This window comes from Streptomyces sp. NPDC017095 (genome assembly GCF_044332325.1).
Lineage (GTDB): Bacteria > Actinomycetota > Actinomycetes > Streptomycetales > Streptomycetaceae > Streptomyces.
The window spans coordinates 336,758-355,951 of sequence record NZ_JBIROU010000007.1 but is presented as its reverse complement, the minus strand read 5'-3'; the positions used below and the strand labels follow the sequence as shown (position 1 = coordinate 355,951).

The window sequence follows — 19,194 nt, the reverse complement described above, 5'->3', positions numbered from 1 at the left end:
GACTCCGGCCGCCCGCGCCCTGGCCCGTCTCCCGCGTCAGTCCTCGGGAAGCTCCACCGGCGCGATCTCGTCGTACACGTCACCCGGGCCCGGGTTCGTCGGGTCGGTCGTGCCGCCGAAGTGGTGCATCACGCCCCAGACCGCGTTGAGCGCGGTCTGCACGGCGCCCTCGGCCCAGCCGGCCGTCCAGGAGATGTCGTCGCCCGCGAGGAAGATGCCCCGCTTGTCCGCGGGCAGCCGGTCCTGCATGAAGTGGGTGAACAGGCGCCGCTGGTAGCGGTAGTGGCCGGGCAGGTTGGCCTTGAACGCGCCCATGAAGTAGGGCTCGTTCTCCCAGGAGACCGTCACCGGGTTGCCGATGATGTGCTTGCGGATGTCGACCTTCGGATAGATCTCGCCAAGCGACTTCAGCATGACCTCCATCCGCTCGTTCGGGGACAGCGGCAGCCACTTCAGGCTGTCGTCGCACCAGGTGTACGACAGACAGATCACGGCGGGCTTGTCCGGGCCGTCGTCCAGCAGGTAGGTGCCGCGCGTCATGCGGTCGGTCAGCGTCATCGACATGACGTCCCGGCCGGTCGGATTTCCCTTGTCGTCGACGGCCTCGTCCAGCCAGAACGGCCGGTCGACGGGGACGAAGAGCTTGCTGGACTCCATGTAGTGGGTGCGCTCGATCGCGGTCCAGTGGTCGATCGGGAACAGCGAGTCGTCGCACTGGATCTTGGACAGCAGCATCCAGGACTGGGCGGTGAAGATCGCCGCCCGGAAGGTGCGGATGTCGCCGCGCGCGTCCGTCACGGTGATCCCGTTGCCGGCGGTGCGGTGCAGCCGGGTCACGGCAGGCAGCGGCCGGCCGCCCTCGTGCAGCGCGGCGAGCGAGGTGCCGTACGGCCAGTGGACGATCTTCTCCGGGGTGCGCTCCCACATCCGCAGCGGCAGCTGCTGGGAGCCGCCGACGATACCGCGGTGGTGGTCGTCGGCCTCGGTGTAGACGACGCGCAGGATCTCCAGGATGGAGTTCGGGAAGTCGGTGTCCCAGCCGCCGGTACCGAAGCCGACCTGGCCGAAGATCTCGCGGTGCCGGAAGGACTTGAACGCCTCGGAGTCGCAGAGGAAGCCGTAGAAGGTCTGGTTGTCCAGCTTCTCGACCAGCTTCGCCCAGATCTCCCGGATGCGCGGCACGTCCCGCTCGCGCATCGCGCGGTTCATGTCGGAGAAGTCGGCGCCCTCCTCCAGGCACCTGTTCCAGGCCGCGGCGACGTCCCGGTAGACCTGGGGCAGGTCGTCGACGGTGACGGCGTAGTGCGACTCGCCCTTGAGGTCGACCACGGTCGAGGGGGTGGCCTCGGCCAGCGGGTTCGGGAACGGCCTGGTCTCCAGGCCCACCAGGTCGATGTAGTGCTGGAGGGCGGTGGAGGACGGCGGGAAGCGCATCGCGCCCATCTCGGCGGTCAGCGACGGGTCGCAGCCCTCGAAGCCGACCGTGCGGAGCCGGCCGCCGATCTGGTCGGCCTCGTAGACGACGGGCTTGAGGCCCATCTTCATCAGCTCGTAGGCGGCCACGATGCCGGACAGGCCGCCGCCGATGACGGCGACCTCGGTGCCGTGCTCGGTCGCCGGTATCTGGCCGAGGCCCGCCGGGTGGGCGAGGAAGTCGTCGTAGGCGTAGGGGAAGTCCGGGCCGAACATGGTGATCGGCGGCTGCTGCTCGTCGGTGTGCTCGACGGCGTTGGGCACCGTGGACGTCATGGGGTACGGACTCCTTGCGGGTGGTGAAACCAGGGGGAAGCGGGGGCGGCCGTGGCTCAGACGAGGGACCCGTACAGACCGGGGCGGCGGTCCTTCAGGTACGGGTTGTCCTCCCGGGAGGCGGCCAGGAAGACGGGGTCGGCGTCGGCGGTCACGAGCTGCTCGGTCCGGCCGGCGCGGGTGCGGGCGACCCCGTCGGGACCGGCGAGGACGGAGAGGCCGACGAACTCGAACTCCCCTTCCCGGCCGACCCGGTTGACGTACGCGACGTACATCTGGTTCTCGAAGGCGCGCACCGGGATCACCGACTCGGCGACGAACTGGAACGGGTGCATCTGCGCGGTCGGCACGACGAGCAGGTCGGTGCCGGCCAGCGCGTGGGCGCGGACGTTCTCCGGGAACTCGACGTCGTAGCAGATCAGCAGGCCCACGGTCAGCCCGTTCAGCTCGGCCTGGACGATCTGCCGCTCGCCCGGCGTGAAGTGGTCGCGCTCGAAGCAACCGAAGAGGTGGGTCTTGCGGTAGTTGGCGAGCCGGGTGCCGTCGGCGGAGATCAACTGGGCGGAGTTGTGGACGGTGTCGCCGTCGCGCTCCGGGTAGCCGTAGGCGATCGCCAGGCCGTGCCGGGTGGCGATCTCGGCGATCGCGTCGGCGGAGTCGCCGTCGGCGGGCTCGGCGAGCCGGGCGATGTCGTCGCCGATCGCGTACCCGGTGAGGAACATCTCCGGTGCGGCCAGCAGCCCCGCGCCCGTGGCGGCGGCCCGGCCCGCGGCCTCGTCGAGGACCTTGAGGTTCCCGGCGACCGAACCGGGGCGGCCGGAGCTCTGGAGCAGGGCGGTGCGCATGCGGGATCCTCACCGGGAAGGGGGTTGGGGGGCCAGAAAGACGGTACGGTCGGCGCGCTCGGCCGGACAAGAAGGAGCCGTTGCGCGCCGGTGCGCGGTTTGTTGCGTGCGGCGCGCGGCAGGCGGCGATTCGTTGCGCGGCGGGATCACGCGGCCCCGGAAAACGCTCGGGGCGCCCCGCCGTGGACCCGGCGCGGGCCGGACGGGATCGCTCGCGCGGTTCCCGTCCGGCCCGCGGCCGGCGCCCGGCGGGGCGCCCCAGCCAGCGATCGGCTCTACCCCGGCGCCCCGGAGGAGAAGCGGCGCAGCAGCGGTGACAGCACCAGGACCGACTTGGTGCGCTCCACGAACGGCTCGCCCGCGATCCGCTCCAGCACCCGCTCGAAGTGCCGCATGTCGGAGGCGAAGACCTGGGCGATCGCGTCCGCGTCGCCGGTGACGGTCGACGCGGCCACGACCTCCTGGTAGCGCTCCAGACCCCGCTGGATGGTCTCCGGGGAGGTGTTGCTCCGGCAGTAGATCTCGATGTACCCCTCGGTCTCCCAGCCGAGCGCCGCCGGATCCACCCGCACGGTGAATCCGGTGATGGCTCCGGTGGCCCGCAGCCGGTCCACGCGCCGCTTCACCGCGGGCGCGGACAGACCGATCAGCTGCCCGATGTCCGCGTAGGAGCGGCGGGCGTCCTCGGCGAGGGCGTGCACGATGCGTTCGTCGAGATCGTTCAGCACAGGGGGTGGTTCACTTCTTCGGTTCGGTCACTTCACTGCCGTCACCGCGGGACCGTCACCGGTCGCGAGACGGGAACGGCGATAGCCGTAGAGGAAGTAGAACACGAGCCCGGCGGCCATCCAGCATCCGAAGACGACCCAGGTGACGGTGTCGAGACTGAACATGTTGTACGCGCAGAACAGGAAGCCCAGCACCGGCAGGACCGGCCCGAACGCCACCTTGAACGTGCGCTCCAGCTCCGGTCGCCGGTACCGCAGCAGGACGACCGCGATGTTGACCAGTCCGAAGGCGAACAGCGTGCCGATGCTGGTGGCGTCGACCAGCTTGCCCAGCGGGATCAGGGCGGCGAGCACCCCGCAGAAGAGGGACACGAGCACCGTGTTCAGGCGGGGCGCGCCGGACTTCGCGTGCACCTTGCCGAGCGCCTTGGGCACCAGGCCGTCGCGGGACATCGCGAAGAGGATGCGGGTCTGGCCGTACAGCACGGTGAGCACCACGCTGGCGATGGAGATGACCGCGCCCAGGGCGAGCATCGTGCCCCAGAAGGTCTGGCCGGTGACATCGTTCATGATCGCGGCGAGGGTGGCCTCGGAGCCGTCGAACTTCTTCCAGTTCCAGGCGCCGACGGCGACACCCGCGACGAGCACGTACAGCGCGGTGACGATGATCAGCGAGAGCATGATCGCGCGCGGCAGGTCCCGCTTGGGGTCCCGCGCCTCCTCACCGGCGGTGGAGGCGGCGTCGAAGCCGATGTACGAGAAGAACAGCGTGGCACCGGCGGCGCTGACCCCGGTCATGCCGAGCGGCATGAAGTCGGCGTAGTTGCCGGACTTGAAGCCCATGAAGCCGATCGAGCAGAACAGCACCAGCGCGGCGATCTTCACACAGACCATGATCGTGTTGGCGCGGGCGGACTCCCGGGCGCCGCCGAGCAGGAACACCATCGCCAGCAGGACGACGACGAGGGCGGGCAGGTTGATGACACCGCCCTCGCCGGGGGCCGAGGACAGCACGTCCGGGATGGTGACGCCGATGGTGCCGTCGAGCAGTTCGTTCAGGTACTCGCCCCAGCCGACGGCGACGGCGGCCACCGACACGCCGTACTCCAGGACCAGGCACCAGCCGCAGATCCAGGCGACCAGCTCGCCGAGCGTTGCGTATGCGTACGAGTACGAGGAGCCGGCGACCGGGATGCTGCCCGCCAGCTCGGCGTACGACAGGGCCGAGAACAGGGCCGTGAGGCCGGCGATCACGAAGGACAGGGTGACCGCGGGGCCGGCCTCCGGCACGGCGTCGCCGAGGACGACGAAGATGCCGGTGCCGAGGGTGGCACCGATGCTGATCATGGTCAGCTGCCACAGCCCGAGGGAGCGCCGGAGCTGTCCTCCCTCGCCCTGGCCGCCCTCGGCGACCAGGCGTTCCACGGGCTTGCGACGCAACAGGCGCGCGGCGACGCCCGGGGACGCGGGGGCGGCCGGTATCGGGTGGTGCGGGGGTGCGCCTTGGTCGAGCACGCGCTGGCTCCTTATCGCTGCCGGTGTGGTGCGGACGCGGACCGGCTCGAACGCCGGCCCTCGTGGACGGGGACCGGTGGGCCTGCGCGGGCAGGAACCCACCGAGCGGGGTCCCCGCCACGCCACGTACTGGGGTCTGTCGTTTGGATCAGGCCGGATCAGGGAGCGGGGTCTGGTGCCGTGCATCGCAAGGCGGAGGCGCCATGGCGGAGCCATGGCAACCGACGACAACGCGGCGAGGCATGGTGCCAGGACCCGCGAGCCCGGCCTGATCCGAACGGGAGGCCCTAGCGCAGCACCCTACGAGGCCGGACTTCACGGGCGTAATGCAGCAACCTTGCGCATCCCCGCAGGATCATTGCGTTCATCCGGCCCGGATGACAAATCGTTGCGCGCGGGCTGTCGACCCTTGCACGGCGCTCCCGCGGGGCCCTCGGCGGGGAACGCCGACGGCCCCCGCCGTTCCCGGATGCGGGAGCGGCGGGGGCCGTCGGAGGTGCGGGAGCGGTCAGGTCCAGCTGGCGTGCAGCGGCTTGCCCTCGGCGTAGCCGGCCGCGCTCTGGATGCCGACGATCGCCTTCTCGGCGAACTCCTCCAGCGAGCCGGCGCCGGCGTAGGTGCAGGAGGAGCGGACGCCCGCGATGATCGAGTCGATCAGGTCCTCGACGCCCGGGCGGGCCGGGTCGAGGAACATCCGGGAGGTGGAGATGCCCTCCTCGAACAGGGCCTTGCGGGCGCGGTCGTACGCCGACTCCTCCGAGGTGCGGTTGCGCACGGCACGCGCGGAGGCCATGCCGAAGGACTCCTTGTAGGCGCGGCCCTTGGCGTCGTGCTGGAGGTCGCCCGGGGACTCGTAGGTGCCCGCGAACCAGGAGCCGACCATCACGTTGGACGCGCCGGCGGCGAGGGCCATGGCGACGTCGCGCGGGTGGCGGACACCGCCGTCGGCCCACACGTGCTTGCCGTACTTGCGCGCCTCGGCGGCACACTCCAGCACGGCGGAGAACTGCGGGCGGCCCACGCCGGTCATCATGCGGGTGGTGCACATGGCGCCCGGGCCGACACCGACCTTGATGATGTCCGCGCCGGCGTCGACGAGGTCCTTGACGCCCTGCGCGGAGACGATGTTGCCGGCCGCGATCGGCACCTGCGGGTCCAGCGCGCGCACCACCTGGACGGCGCTGATCATCGACTCCTGGTGGCCGTGCGCGGTGTCGATGACGAGCGTGTCCACGCCCGCGTCGAGCAGCTGCTTGGCCTTGCCCGCCACATCGCCGTTGATGCCGACGGCGGCGGCGATCCGCAGCCTGCCGTGCGCGTCCACGGCGGGCGTGTACAGCGTGGCGCGCAGGGCGCCCTTGCGGGTGAGGATGCCGGCCAGCCTGCCGTCCTCGTCGACGGCCGGGGCGTAGCGGCGGTTGTGCTGGTCGAGGGTGTTGAAGGCCTCGCGCGGGTCGATGCCGGCGTCCAGCAGGAGCAGGTCCTTGGACATGACCACTTCGAGCTGGGTGAAGCGGTCGACTCCGGTGAGGTCGGTGTCGGTGACGACGCCGACGGGCCGCTGGTTCTCGTCCACGACCACGCCGGCGTTGTGGGCCCGCTTGGGCAGCAGCGCCAGGGCGTCGGCGACGGTCTGGTGCGGGGCCAGCACGATCGGGGTGTCCAGCACCAGGGGGCGGCTCTTCACCCAGGAGATCACGTCGGTGACGACGTCGATCGGGATGTCCTGCGGGATGACCACCAGCCCGCCCCGGCGGGCCACCGTCTCGGCCATGCGGCGGCCGGCAATGGCGGTCATGTTGGCGACGACGAGCGGGATGGTGGTGCCCGTGCCGTCCGGCGAGGAGAGGTCCACGCCCTGACGCGAGCCCACCGCGGAGCGGCTCGGCACCATGAACACGTCGTCGTACGTCAGGTCGTACGCGGGCTGGATGTCATTGAGGAAACGCACGTGCTGCACATCCCAGTCGATCAGAGGCGGCCCCCGGACAGGTGTGCCAGGGGGAAAGAGCACGTACTTCATTGTCCCATGACGTCCCGGCTGTCAGGCCCTGACAGAACATCCAGGCGGCGCGGGGTTGCCTAGGAGGTTCCTCCAAGGGCGAGGACGACCGTGAGGGCGGGGGTCCGGTCGGCGGCCTCCGTGAAGACCTCCTCGGCCGTCCGCCACTCCTCCGGCCGCGCCTCGGCGTACGCCCGCCAGCCGCGGACGACGATCAGCAGCCCGCGCTCCACGGCGCCCTCGGGCCAGACCGTGTGGTCGGCGAGGGAGTCGGCCAGCGCGTCCCAGTTGCGGCCGAACCAGCCGGGCAGCGCCAGGGCCCGGGCGACGCGGTCCATCAGGCCCGCCTTGTCCGTGACCCCGTCCAGGTCCAGGGTGACCGGGTACCGGCCGCTTAGGTCTTCCGTCATCTCAGTACCGCCCGGAACGACTTGTAGTGGTCATCGGTGTAGTAGAACTCGCCGCCCTGTCCGGCGACGAGGCGCCGGGCCCCGCGGTCGCGCGAGCCGGGCGTGGGCACGGTGTACTCGTGGTAGTAGCCGCGCGGGTGCCGCGGCAGCCGGCCCTCGAAGTTCCCGAACACGACACCGTCCCTGGCGTACGGGAACGGGCCGCCCCGGTCGATGAGGGCGAGCGTGCGGCGGGCCTCGGCGGGCAGCCGGGACGCCGGCACGGTGGCCATGCCGTGGGCCCGGGCGGGCGCGGAGGCGCCCGGCGGGGCCGGGGCGGGGCCGCCGCCGGAGCATCCGGTCAGCAGGACGGCGAGGCAGACCAGCAGGCCGGCCAGGAGACGGGGAACGGACCGCGACAGCATGCCCCGATGCTGCCACGGACCTCCCCTCACGCGCCCGCCGCGGCCCGGGTCAGACCCCGTCGGGGTCCTGGCGGCTGAGCGCCGGCTTCGGCGCCGGGCCCGCCGTCAGCAGGTAGTCGGCGGCCGAGGTGTCCGTCACCAGGCTGGTGACCAGCCCGGAGCGCAGCACCGCGTCGATCGCGGCGGCCTTGCGCTGCCCGCCCGCGATCGCCACGACCTCCGGGATACGGCGCAGCTGGTCGGCCTTGACCGTGATGCACCGCTCCCCCAGGTCCCGGCCGATCCGGCGGCCGTCGGCGTCGAAGAGGTGCGCGGACATCTCGGCGGCGACGCCGAGCGAGGCGTAGTGCGCGCGCTCCTCGTCGCTGAGCATGTCGTGCACGGTCGAGATGCCCGGTTCCCAGGAGCCGATCGAGACGCAGGCGACCGTGACCTTGTCGAAGTACTCGAAGGCCCGGGCGATCCCGGTCTGGTTGCGCAGCGTCACCGCAGTGGCCGTGTCCGGCAGCAGCATCGGCGCGTAGATGGGGTGCGCGTCGCCGCCCGACACCTGGGCCGCCCGGCGGACGGCCTCCACCGAGCCGCGCTCGGCGGTCCCGGCGTCGTACACGCCCGTCAGCTGCACCACCGTGCACGGCGGCAGCCGGTCGAGCGCCGCCGCCATGTGGATGGTGGACCGGCCCCAGGCCAGCCCGAGCACGTCCCCCTCGTTGACGAGTTCGCCGAGCAGGTCGGCGGCGACCTCGCCGAGGTTCTCCGGGTCCGGGGTCTCCTCGGCCTCGGCCGGTGACTCGACCACGACGGCGTGCCGCAGACCGTAGCGGGCGCGGAGCGCGTCGGAGCGCTCGGCGTCCAGCTCGGCCGGCACACGGATCTCGATGCGCACGAGATCCCGTTCGAGAGCCGTCTCCAGGACCCGGGCCACCTTGAAGCGGCTGACGCCGAACTCCTCCGCGATCTGGATCTTGGATTTGCCCTCGAGGTAGAAGCGGCGGGCCATGGCCGCCGCCTGCACCAGCTCAGCGGGTCCCATCCGCATGGCTGACCGGCCCGCCGACATACCCGACACGGCGATCTCCTCACTGCTGTTCACACTCTGGATTCGCCGTTCATCCTCGCAGATTCGGGGCGACTGATCCGCCCTGATGGGCGGCCTTCATTCAACCGTTCACTTCTCCGTGGCTCAGTGGTCGCATGCCCAGGACGCCTTGGCGGTGGCCGCGTCCGCCTGGGCGCGCAGCGCGCGCACCGCCTCCGCCGGGTCCCCGGCCCCGTACACGGCCGAACCGGCGACGAACACGTCCGCTCCCGCCTCCGCGCACCGCTCGATCGTGCCGGCCGAGACACCGCCGTCGACCTGGAGCCACAGCTGCAGTCCGTGCTTCTTGATCAGCTCCCGGGTGCGGCGGATCTTCGGCAGCATGATGTCCAGGAACGCCTGGCCGCCGAAGCCGGGCTCGACCGTCATGATCAGCAGCATGTCGAGTTCCGGCAGCAGGTCCTCGTACGGCTCGACGGGCGTCGCCGGCTTCAGCGCCATCGAGGCGCGGGCGCCCTTGGCGCGGATCTCCCGGGCGAGCCGTACCGGGGCGGCGGCGGCCTCCACATGGAAGGTGACCGAGGACGCGCCCGCCTCCACGTACTGCGGCGCCCACCGGTCGGGGTCCTCGATCATCAGGTGGCAGTCCAGCGGGGTGTCCGTCGCACGGGCCAGGGACTCCACGACCGGCACGCCGAGCGTCAGGTTCGGGACGAAGTGGTTGTCCATCACGTCCACATGGAGCCAGTCGGCGCCTCGGACCGCCTCCGCCTCCGAGGCGAGGCGGGCGAAGTCGGCGGACAGGATGCTGGGGTTGATCTGCGCGGGCATGGTCCCAGCCTGCCATGCCGCCGCGCCGGACCGTAACCGCGGTGCCGTGAGGTGGTGGTGGCCGCTGTCAGGCCGTACGGCGCAGCAGCGCCAGGTACATCGCGTCCGTGCCGTGCAGGTGGGGCCAGAGCTGGAGGTCGGGGCCCTCGCCCAGGTCGGGGACGCCGGGGAGCAGGGGGCGGGCGTCGATCAGCTCGGTGTGCGGGAACTGCTTGAGGACGTCGGCGACGACCGCCCTGGTCTCGGCCAGGTGCGGGGAGCAGGTGGCGTAGCCGACGACTCCGCCGACGCGGACGGAGTCCAGGGCGGTGCGCAGCAGTCCGCGCTGGAGCGGGGCGAAGCTGTCCAGGTCCTCGGGGCGGCGGCGCCAGCGGGCCTCGGGACGGCGGCGCAGGGCGCCGAGCCCGGTGCACGGCACGTCCACCAGGACCCGGTCGAAGGTGCCGGGGCGCCACGGCGGGCGGGTGCCGTCGGCCGCGATGACCTGGTACGGACCCGGGTTGCCGTGCAGCGCCCTGGCGACCAGGCCGGCCCGGTGCGGCTGCTTCTCGGAGGCGAGCAGGACGGCGCCGCGCTCGGCGGCGAGGGCGCCGAGCAGCGCGGCCTTGCCGCCGGGTCCGGCGCACCCGTCGAGCCACTTCTCGTCGGGCCCGTCGAGCGGGGCGTTCGCCAGCGCGAGGGCGACCAGCTGGCTGCCCTCGTCCTGCACGCCGGCCCGGCCCTCGCGGACGGCGTCGACCGCGCCCGGCTCGCCGCCCTCCGCGAGCCGCACGGCGTACGGCGACCAGCGGCCGGGTACGGCGGCCTCCTCGCGCAGCAGTTCCTCGGTGGTGGCCCGCCCGGGCCGGGCGACCAGCGTCACCTCGGGCCGCTCGTTGTCCGCCGCCAGCAGCTCCTCGATGCCGGCCCGGCCGCCGCCGAGGGAGTCCCAGAGCGCGGAGACGACCCAGCGCGGGTGCGAGTGCACCACGGCTAGGTGGTCCTCGGGATCCTCGTCGTAGGGCGGCGCGACCTTCTCGATCCAGCCCGCGAGGTCGTCCTGCGCGACCTTGCGGAGCACCGCGTTGACGAACTTGGCGCGGCCGTCCCCGAGCACCACCCGGGCCAGCTCCACGGAGGCGGAGACGGCGGCGTGGGTCGGGATCCGGGTGCCGAGCAGCTGGTGCGCGCCCAGGCTGAGCACGTCCAGGACCGGCGGGTCGACCTCGCGCAGCGGCCGGTCGACACAGGCGGCGACGACGGCGTCGTAGGTGCCCTGCCGGCGCAGCGTGCCGTAGACCAGCTCGGTGGCGAGCGCCGCGTCCCGGGTGTCGAAGCCGCCCGTCTCGCGGGCCTTGCGCAGCAGCGGGGGCAGCACGAGGTTGGCGTACGCGTCCCGCTCGTCCACCGCGCGCAGCGCCTCGAAGGCGAGGATACGGACGGGGTCCTTCTGAGGACGGCGGTAGGGCTTGGCGGACCGGTGCGGCCGCCGGGACTGCTCGCTCACGAAAAGGTGCTCCGGGTGTGAAGAGGGGGATGCGCCTCCAGCGTACGTCGGCGCCACCCCGCGACCGCGCGCCGGGTGGGCGGCGCCTTGCCGCTCCCGGGGGCCGGGCGGGTGGGCGGTGCCTTCCCGGCCGGGCGGGTGGGCGGTGCCTTCCCGGCCGGGACCGGGCGGGTGGGCCGTGCCTTCCGGGCCGGGCCGGGCGGGCCGTGCCTCCCGGGCCGGGACCGGGCCGGGCCGGGCGGGCGGCGCCTTCCCGGCCGGGGCCGGACGGGCGGCGCCTCCCCCGCCGGGGCCAGCCGGGCGGGCCGTGCCTTCCCGGCCGGCCGGGAAGGCACGGCCGGCCGGTTCGCCGGCGGGCGGGTGGTCAGCGCCTACCCGCCGGCGGGCGGGGCGGTCAGCCGCCCAGTGTCTCGCCCTCCGCGATGCGCGCCCCGCGCGCCCAGTCGGCCGCCCGCATCGGCTTCTTGCCCTGGGCCTGCACCCAGAGCAGCTCGACGGCGTGCGAACCGGTGCCCGCGTGCACGCTGTTCTTGCCCACCGCGAGCCGGCCGGGCGCGAGGTCGGTCCGCTCGGGCACCGGCGTGACCTGGATCAGCTTCAGCCGCTCGCCGCGGAAGGTGGTCCAGGCACCGGGCGCCGGGGTGCAGCCGCGCACGACCCGGTCGACGCGCAGCGCGGGTGCCGCCCAGTCCAGCTGGGCGTCCTCGACGGTGATCTTCGGTGCCAGGGTGATGCCGTCGGCGGGCTGCGGCACGGCCTTCAGGGTGCCGTCCTCGATGCCGTCCATGGTCGCGGCCAGCAGCCCGGCGCCCGCGAAGGCCAGCCGGGTCAGCAGGTCGCCGCTGGTGTCGGTGGGGCGGACCCGTTCGGTGACGGTGCCGTAGACCGGACCGGAGTCCAGGCCCTCCTCGATCAGGAAGGTGGACGCGCCGGTGATCTCGTCGCCCGCCATGACGGCGTGCTGCACGGGCGCGGCGCCGCGCCAGGCGGGCAGCAGCGAGAAGTGCAGGTTGACCCAGCCGTGGGCCGGGATGTCCAGGGCGGCCCTGGGCAGCAGGGCGCCGTAGGCGACGACCGGGCAGCAGTCCGGGGCGATCTGCCGCAGCCGCTCCAGGAACTCCGGGTCCCGGGGCTTGGACGGCTTGAGCACCTCGATCCCGGCCTCCGCCGCCCGCTCGGCCACGGGTGACGCGACCAGCCTGCGCCCGCGCCCGGCCGGCGCGTCGGGCCGCGTGACGACGGCGGCCACCTCGTGCCGCCCGGCGGCGAGCAGAGCGTCCAGGGCGGGAACGGCGACCTCGGGGGTACCGGCGAAGACCAGCTTCATGGGCGGGATCGGGCCTCTCGGGCGGGAAGGGGGCGGGCAGCGCACCAGTCTAGGACCACGGGCGGCGCGTGGGCGGGCGACCGGCGTACGCATATGCCCGTACGCCCCCAGCCCGTGACCAGCGGAGCGTCGGCGCGTTGGTCAAGAAAGAGTTGACCCCTCGGGCTGTTCGCACGGCCCAGTTCCTTTCAACGCCGGTTCGAGAGGCTTGTTCATGGCCGACCACGCCACCCACGACGCCCAGGCCCGGGCCAGCCTGCACTTGCTGGTGCGGGACATCGAGCGGGTCCGCCGGCAGGTGGACGCGCTGCGTACGCTCACCGCCCAGCTGGGCAACGTCTACCGCCCGCGCCGCACCGGCCCGTCCACGGGCTTCGTCGTCTACGGACGCGCGCCCGCCCCGACGGTCCGCCTCGCCCAGGAACTGCGGGACAGCGTCGAGACCCTGGTGACGGCCGCCGTCGACTTCGACCGCTCGCTCGGCTTCTCGTGGGACGCGGTGGGCTCCGCGCTCGGGGTCACCAAGCAGGCGGTGCACCGCCGGTACGGCGCCCGCCGCGCCGCGTCCCAGACGGTGACCGAGGGCGAGCGGACGCCCGAGCCGTCCGGCACCCGCACGCTGAGCACCACCGCGGGGCCGCTCGCCGTGCCGACCGTCCCGGCGGCCCGCTCCATGCCCGCCCAGCCGGCCGCGGCCGGCCCGGCCCTGCGCGAGGACGCCCGCCCGGCGGCCTTCCCCAGCCCGCGCAACGGCTGACGCCCCCTCCGACTTCCGCCCGGGGGAGCGCGGCCTTCCCGGCACCCGCGCCCGGCGGCTCAGCCGATGTCCGGCGGATCGATGCGGACGCGCACCTGCTCCTCCCCGCCCCGGGCCATCCGCGCGGCCTGCGCGGTCTTCAGCGCCGCGGCCAGCGCGGCGCCGCTGCCCGGCGGGACCCGGATCAGCGCCCGCTCCCAGTGCTCGCCGGGCGGCGGCGCGCCGGGCCTGCGCGGCCGGCCGGGCGGCGGGGCCGGCAGCGGTACGGGCCCCAGCACCTCGGCGTCCGGCGGCAGTCCGGCGGCCGTCAGGAACTCCGCGACGGCCGCCGCCGGACCGGACACGGCCGCCATCCGGGACACCGGCGGGAAGCCCAGCTCGGCCCGCTCGGCCAGTTCCCGGACGGCGTGCCCGACGGGGTCCCAGCGCACCAGGGCCTGCACGGGCCGCAGGGTGGGTTCGGCCACCACGACCACGGTGCCGCCCTCGCCCTGCGGCCGTACCAGCGCGCCGGCCGTGATCCACCGGCGCAGCGCGTCCTCGCCGGCCCGCAGATCGGGCCGGCCGAGCATGGCCCAGCCGTCCAGGAGCAGGGCCGCCGCGTAGCCGCCCTCGGCCACCGGTTCGGCGCCGGGCGTGCTGACGACCAGCGCGGGGGTGCCGGGCACGGTGTCCAGCACGTGCTCGCGTCCGGAGGTGCGCACCGGTACGGCGGGGAAGGCGCGGCCCAGTTCCTCGGCGGTGCGGCGGGCGCCCACGATCTGGGCGCGGAGCCGGAAGCCGCCGCACTCCGGGCAGTGCCAGGCGCTCTCCTGGCGCCCGCACCAGCCGCACCGCAGGACGCCCGCGTCCTGGCCTTCGAGCGGGCCCGCGCAGTGCCGGCACCGCGCGGGCGCCCGGCACGCGGCACAGGCCATCCGCGGCGCGTAGCCCCGCCGGGGCACCTGCACCAGCACCGGCCCGTGCCGCAGCCCCTCGCGGGCCGCCTGCCAGGCCAGGGTGGGCAGCCGGGCGGCGCGGGCGGCCTCGTCGCGCGCGAGGTCGCCGTCCCCGACCGTGCGGACGAGCGGCGCGGCCCGGCGCACCTGCTCGCGCCCGGCGGCCAGCGGCCGGGCCCAGCCGCTCGCCACCAGCTGGGCGGCCTCCACGGTGCAGGTGACGCCGCCGAGCAGGAAGGCGCACTTGTCCAGCGCGGCCCGCAGCAGGAGCACATCGCGGGCGTGCGGCTGCGGGGCGTGCGGCTCGCTGTGGCTGTCGTCCCCGTCGTCCCAGACGGCGACGAGCCCGAGGTCCCGCACGGGTGCGAACATCGCCGCCCGGGTGCCGACGACGGCCCGCACGGAGCCGCGCCGCACCGCCAGCCACCGCGCGTACCGCTTCTCGGGTCCGGCGTCGGCGGTGAGCAGCGCGTGCCGGCCGGGGCCGAGCAGCGCGGTCAGCGCGGCGTCGACGCGTGCCGCGGCCCTGCCGTCCGGTACGACGACGAGGGCGCCGCGCCCGGAGGCGAGGGTGGCGGCGACGGCCCGGGCCAGTTCCTCGCTCCACAGCGGTCCCGGCAGCGCGGTCCACACGGCCCGGGGCGATCCGCCGGAGGCCAGCGCGTCGAGGAAGGCGCCGCCGTGCTCGTACCGCTCCCAGGAGCCGGTGCCGGGCGGCGCGGGCGGGGGCAGCGGTGCCGGGGAGGGCCGCTGTTCGGCGCGGGCGCTGCGCGGCGGCACGGCCAGTTGCAGCACATCGGCGAGGCTGCCCGCGTACCGGTCGGCGACGGCTCGCGCGAGGCCGAGCAGTTCCTCGCCCAGCACCGGCTCGGGCGACACCACCTGGGCGAGCGCGGCCAGCGGTCCGGAGTAGTCGGAGTCGGCCCGGCGCTCGACGAGGAAGCCGTCGACGAGGCCGCCGCCCTCCCGGCGCCCCTCGCGCACCCGGTGCCGTCCGGCCCCGAACCGCACCCGCACCCGCACGCCGGGCTGTGCCTCGGCGTCCAGCTCCGCGGGCACGGCGTAGTCGAAGTACCGGTCGAGGTGCAGCACGCCCTTGTCGACCAGGACCCGCGCGACCGGCAGCTCCCCGGCGAGCGCCGCGCCCCGCCAGGTCCGCGGCTTGGCCCGCGGCACCTTCGCCCGGCGCACGCTCTCCCGGATGAGCGCGAGCTGCTCCGGCGGCGCCCCTTCGGCCCCGCCGTCCCCGTCTTTCCGGGACACCCCGTCCTCGCTGCTCACGCCTGCATTCTTACCAAACGCCACCGACAACACCCGGTCGGCGGTGCCCCGGGCGATGGCGGCACCGGCTGCGGTGCGGTTCCGGCCACAGTGCACCGGAGGGAACCGACGGCGGGACGCGCCGAGGCCCGGCCCCCGGTGCGGGGAGCCGGGCCTCGGCGGACGGGCGGGTGCGGGTTACAGGCCCGCGGCGGCGCGCAGGGCGTCGACGCGGTCGGTGCGCTCCCAGGTGAAGTCGGGCAGCTCACGGCCGAAGTGGCCGTAGGCGGCGGTCTGGGCGTAGATCGGGCGGAGCAGGTCGAGGTCGCGGATGATCGCGGCCGGACGGAGGTCGAAGACCTGGTCGATGGCCTGCTCGATCCGGTCGATGTCGACCTTCTCGGTGCCGAAGGTCTCCACGAACAGACCGACGGGCTCGGCCTTGCCGATCGCGTAGGCGACCTGGACCTCGCAGCGGGAGGCCAGACCGGCGGCCACGACGTTCTTGGCGACCCAGCGCATCGCGTAGGCGGCCGAGCGGTCGACCTTGGACGGGTCCTTGCCGGAGAACGCGCCGCCGCCGTGGCGGGCCATGCCGCCGTAGGTGTCGATGATGATCTTGCGGCCGGTCAGCCCGGCGTCGCCCATCGGGCCGCCGATCTCGAAGCGGCCGGTCGGGTTGACCAGCAGGCGGTAGCCCTCGGTGTCCAGCTTGATGCCCTCGTCCAGGAGCGCCTTCAGCTCCGGCTCCACGACGAACTCGCGGATGTCGGGGGCGAGCAGCGACTCCAGGTCGATGTCGGAGGCGTGCTGGGAGGAGACCACGACCGTGTCGAGGCGGACGGCCTTGTCGCCGTCGTACTCGATGGTGACCTGCGTCTTGCCGTCCGGGCGCAGGTAGGGGATGGTGCCGTTCTTGCGGACCTCGGACAGGCGCTTGGACAGGCGGTGCGCCAGGAAGACCGGCAGCGGCATCAGGGTCGGCGTCTCGTCGGACGCGTAGCCGAACATCAGGCCCTGGTCGCCCGCGCCCTGCCGGTCCAGCTCGTCGTCGTCGCCCTCGACCCGGGTCTCGTACGCCGCGTCGACGCCCTGCGCGATGTCCGGGGACTGCGCGCCGATGGACACCGAGACGCCACAGGAGGCGCCGTCGAAGCCCTTCTTGGAGGAGTCGTAGCCGATCTCCAGGATCTTGCCGCGGACGAGGGTCGCGATGTCCGCGTAGGCCTTCGTCGTCACCTCGCCGGCCACGTGCACCAGGCCGGTGGTGATGAGCGTCTCCACGGCGACCCGGGAGGTCGGGTCCTCGCGCAGGAGCGCGTCGAGAATGGTGTCGCTGATCTGGTCAGCGATCTTGTCGGGGTGACCCTCGGTCACGGACTCCGAGGTGAACAGGCGACGGGACACAACGCTCCCTGTGGTTGCAGCGGCTGCTGGCTGATCATTTGCGGACGACGCGTGGCTGCGCCCGGCGTCGTCCGCGAACAGTTTATCGGTCGCACTCGGCCAATGGGCCACCGTCTCGCCTCTCGGGAGCGCTGTGACCTGCGGCACGAGCATTCTGCCCAATGCCGAGCGGCGTTGGCCAGGGCCGCCACACCCAATTCCAGCGTGGCGTGAACCTGACGTACGGGTCACCCGGCCGGGCGCCGCCCCTTCAGCCCAGCCGGCCGGCGACCAGGTCCCAGACGGTGTCGGCGAGGGCCTCCTTGGGGCCGTGCGGCACCGGGGTCTCGCTGCCGTCCGCGCCCAGCACCACGGCCTCGTTCTCCTCGGAACCGAAGGTCTTGCGCTCCCCCACCTCGTTCACCACGAGCAGGTCGCAGCCCTTGCGGGCCAGCTTGACGCGGCCGTTGGCGAGGACGTCGTCGGTCTCGGCGGCGAAGCCGACGATCACCTGTCCGGGCCGCGGCCGGTCGGCGGAGACCTCCGCGAGGATGTCCGGATTTCGCACCAGGACGATCGGGTCCGGGTCCTGGCCGTCCTTCTTCTTGATCTTCCCGGTGGCGTAGGCGGCCGGGCGGAAGTCGGCCACGGCGGCGGCCATGACCACGGCGTCGGCGTCCGCGGCGGCCTTCAGGACGGCCTCGCGCAGCTGCACGGCGGTGCCGACCGGGACGACGTCCACGCCCGCCGGGTCGGGCAGGCCGGTGTTGGCCGCGATCAGCGTGACCCGGGCGCCGCGGGCGGCGGCGGTGCGGGCGAGGGCGTAGCCCTGCTTGCCGGAGGAGCGGTTGCCGAGGAAGCGGACCGGGTCCAGGGGTTCGCGGGTGCCGCCGGCGGAGACGACGACGTGCCGCCCCTCCAGGTCGGGCCGGGTCTCGCCGCGGGCCAGCACCCGGCGGCAGATCTCGAAGATCTCGGCCGGGTCGGGCAGCCGGCCCTTGCCGGTGTCGACGCCGGTGAGGCGGCCGACGGCGGGCTCGACGACGACGGCGCCGCGGCGGCGCAGCGTGGCCACGTTCTCCTGGGTGGCGGGGTGCTCCCACATCTCGGTGTGCATCGCCGGGGCGAAGACCACCGGGCAGCGGGCCGTCAGCAGGGTGTTGGTGAGCAGGTCGCCGGCGAGGCCGTGGGCGGCCTTGGCGAGCAGGTCGGCGGTGGCCGGGGCCACCACGACCAGGTCGGCGTGCTGGCCGATGCGGACGTGCGGGACCTCGTGCACGTCGTCCCAGACCTCGGTGGCGACGGGGTTGCCGGACAGCGCGGACCAGGTGGCGGCGCCGACGAAGTGCAGTGCGGAGGCGGTGGGCACCACCCGGACGTCGTGGCCCGACTCCGTGAGCCTTCTCAGCAGCTCACAGGCCTTGTAGGCGGCGATGCCACCGCTGACCCCCAGTACCACCCTCGGCTTGTCCACCGTGTCTCCCGGACTCGACTGCGTACGACGAACACGTACGACTCCATGACACACCACAGGCCCGGCGGACCGGCCGCCGGGCCTGTGGACGAGACGTTCGTGCTACTGCGCCGGGCCCTCGACGGCCTCGGAGGTCAGCAGACCCGCGTTGATCTCGCGCAGGGCGATCGAGAGCGGCTTCTCGTGCACGTGGGTGTCGACGAGCGGACCGACGTATTCGAGGAGGCCCTCACCGAGCTGCGAGTAGTACGCGTTGATCTGACGCGCACGCTTGGCCGCGTAGATCACGAGGCTGTACTTCGAGTCGGTCGCCTCGAGGAGCTCGTCGATCGGCGGGTTGATGATGCCCTCGGGCGCGGTGATGGAAGAGGACACGCTCTACCTTCCGATGGATGGAAAAGAATCAGACAGGTGATCACAGTCACCGATCACACTACGTCCATCAAGGCTAGCAGCTCGCGGGCCACGTCCTCGACGGAGGTGTTGACCAAGGTCACGTCGAACTCCGGCTCGGCCGCCAGCTCGGTCCGCGCCGCCGCCAGGCGCCGCTCGATGACCTCGGGCGACTCGGTGCCCCGGCCGGTCAGCCTGCGCACCAGCTCCTCCCAGGAGGGCGGGGCCAGGAACACCAGCTGGGCCTCGGCCAGGGACTCGCGGACCTGCCGCGCGCCCTGGAGGTCGATCTCCAGCAGGACGGGCTCGCCGTTCTCCAGCCGCTCCAGCACGGCCGCGCGGGGCGTGCCGTAGCGGTTGCCGGCGAACTCGGCCCATTCCAGCAGCTCGCCGTTGGCGATCAGCTTGTCCATCTCCTCGTCGGTGACGAAGAAGTAGTGGACTCCGTGCTGCTCGCCGGGGCGCGGCGTGCGGGTGGTCGCCGACACCGAGAGCCAGACGTCGGGGTGTTCCTTGCGCATATGGGCGACGACCGTGCTCTTGCCGACCCCCGAGGGGCCGGAGAGCACGGTCAGCCGCGGACGTTCACTCATGCAGCGATTATTCCAGTAATCCCGGAGTGCCCGGGACTCCGTGCCCGCCGGGGAGGC

The 19,194-nt window shown here is 73.5% G+C and carries 17 protein-coding genes; 1 reads left to right on the top strand and 16 read right to left on the bottom strand.

Annotation, left to right across the window (positions count from 1 at the left end; translation table 11 throughout):
- Positions 1-36: 36 nt before the first annotated feature.
- The 11 genes from ACH4OA_RS16930 to fmt form a co-directional block, all read right to left on the bottom strand.
- Positions 37-1,749 (bottom strand): flavin monoamine oxidase family protein, encoded by a 1,713-nt coding sequence (locus ACH4OA_RS16930; RefSeq protein WP_397969549.1) that lies wholly within the window; start codon positions 1,747-1,749, stop codon positions 37-39.
- Positions 1,750-1,805: 56 nt separating this feature from the next.
- On the bottom strand, positions 1,806-2,594 hold the full coding sequence (locus ACH4OA_RS16925; RefSeq protein ID WP_397936861.1) for a carbon-nitrogen hydrolase family protein: 789 nt from the start codon (positions 2,592-2,594) through the stop codon (positions 1,806-1,808).
- A 275-nt stretch (positions 2,595-2,869) separates the two neighbouring features.
- Positions 2,870-3,322 carry an Lrp/AsnC family transcriptional regulator gene (locus ACH4OA_RS16920; protein WP_030620185.1) on the bottom strand — a complete coding sequence of 151 codons (453 nt, stop codon included), beginning with the start codon at positions 3,320-3,322 and terminating at the stop codon, positions 2,870-2,872.
- 27 nt (positions 3,323-3,349) lie between these two features.
- Positions 3,350-4,837, bottom strand: a complete 1,488-nt coding sequence (locus ACH4OA_RS16915) for an amino acid permease (RefSeq protein ID WP_397969547.1) — start codon at positions 4,835-4,837, stop codon at positions 3,350-3,352.
- 508 nt (positions 4,838-5,345) lie between these two features.
- Entirely contained in the window at positions 5,346-6,788 is a 1,443-nt protein-coding gene (locus ACH4OA_RS16910) for a GuaB1 family IMP dehydrogenase-related protein (RefSeq protein ID WP_397937186.1), read from the bottom strand.
- 131 nt (positions 6,789-6,919) lie between these two features.
- Positions 6,920-7,249 (bottom strand): barstar family protein, encoded by a 330-nt coding sequence (locus tag ACH4OA_RS16905; RefSeq protein WP_365881750.1) that lies wholly within the window; start codon positions 7,247-7,249, stop codon positions 6,920-6,922.
- Positions 7,246-7,653, bottom strand: coding sequence for a ribonuclease domain-containing protein (locus tag ACH4OA_RS16900; RefSeq protein WP_397936865.1), 408 nt, complete (start codon positions 7,651-7,653; stop codon positions 7,246-7,248). The genes ACH4OA_RS16905 and ACH4OA_RS16900 overlap by 4 nt, the downstream gene beginning before the upstream one ends.
- A gap of 49 nt (positions 7,654-7,702) precedes the next feature.
- The gene (locus tag ACH4OA_RS16895; protein ID WP_365881754.1) at positions 7,703-8,746 is read right to left on the bottom strand and encodes a sugar-binding domain-containing protein; all 1,044 of its coding nucleotides are present in this window, start codon (positions 8,744-8,746) and stop codon (positions 7,703-7,705) included.
- A 90-nt stretch (positions 8,747-8,836) separates the two neighbouring features.
- On the bottom strand, positions 8,837-9,523 hold the full coding sequence (gene rpe / locus ACH4OA_RS16890) for a ribulose-phosphate 3-epimerase (RefSeq protein ID WP_365881756.1): 687 nt from the start codon (positions 9,521-9,523) through the stop codon (positions 8,837-8,839).
- A 67-nt stretch (positions 9,524-9,590) separates the two neighbouring features.
- A complete protein-coding gene (locus tag ACH4OA_RS16885) occupies positions 9,591-11,009 on the bottom strand; it encodes an RsmB/NOP family class I SAM-dependent RNA methyltransferase (RefSeq protein WP_397936868.1) in 1,419 nt (472 codons plus the stop codon).
- Between the two features lie 394 nt (positions 11,010-11,403).
- Positions 11,404-12,336: a methionyl-tRNA formyltransferase gene (gene fmt / locus ACH4OA_RS16880; RefSeq protein WP_397969546.1), complete on the bottom strand. Its 933-nt coding sequence runs from the start codon at positions 12,334-12,336 to the stop codon at positions 11,404-11,406.
- A gap of 214 nt (positions 12,337-12,550) precedes the next feature.
- On the opposite strand from fmt, the gene ACH4OA_RS16875 reads away from it, so the two are divergent.
- On the top strand, positions 12,551-13,093 hold the full coding sequence (locus tag ACH4OA_RS16875) for a hypothetical protein (RefSeq protein ID WP_397936869.1): 543 nt from the start codon (positions 12,551-12,553) through the stop codon (positions 13,091-13,093).
- Between the two features lie 59 nt (positions 13,094-13,152).
- Here the strand turns inward: ACH4OA_RS16875 and ACH4OA_RS16870 are convergent, their stop codons facing one another.
- The 5 genes from ACH4OA_RS16870 to gmk form a co-directional block, all read right to left on the bottom strand.
- Positions 13,153-15,312 (bottom strand): primosomal protein N', encoded by a 2,160-nt coding sequence (locus ACH4OA_RS16870; protein ID WP_397969545.1) that lies wholly within the window; start codon positions 15,310-15,312, stop codon positions 13,153-13,155.
- Positions 15,313-15,489: 177 nt separating this feature from the next.
- Complete coding sequence (gene metK, locus ACH4OA_RS16865; protein WP_365875700.1) at positions 15,490-16,698, bottom strand: methionine adenosyltransferase; 1,209 nt, start codon at positions 16,696-16,698, stop codon at positions 15,490-15,492.
- Positions 16,699-16,948: 250 nt separating this feature from the next.
- Entirely contained in the window at positions 16,949-18,151 is a 1,203-nt protein-coding gene (gene coaBC, locus ACH4OA_RS16860) for a bifunctional phosphopantothenoylcysteine decarboxylase/phosphopantothenate--cysteine ligase CoaBC (protein WP_397936873.1), read from the bottom strand.
- Positions 18,152-18,253: 102 nt separating this feature from the next.
- Positions 18,254-18,526, bottom strand: a complete 273-nt coding sequence (gene rpoZ, locus ACH4OA_RS16855; protein WP_003982715.1) for a DNA-directed RNA polymerase subunit omega — start codon at positions 18,524-18,526, stop codon at positions 18,254-18,256.
- Between the two features lie 53 nt (positions 18,527-18,579).
- On the bottom strand, positions 18,580-19,137 hold the full coding sequence (gene gmk, locus ACH4OA_RS16850; RefSeq protein ID WP_365875696.1) for a guanylate kinase: 558 nt from the start codon (positions 19,135-19,137) through the stop codon (positions 18,580-18,582).
- Positions 19,138-19,194 lie beyond the last annotated feature (57 nt).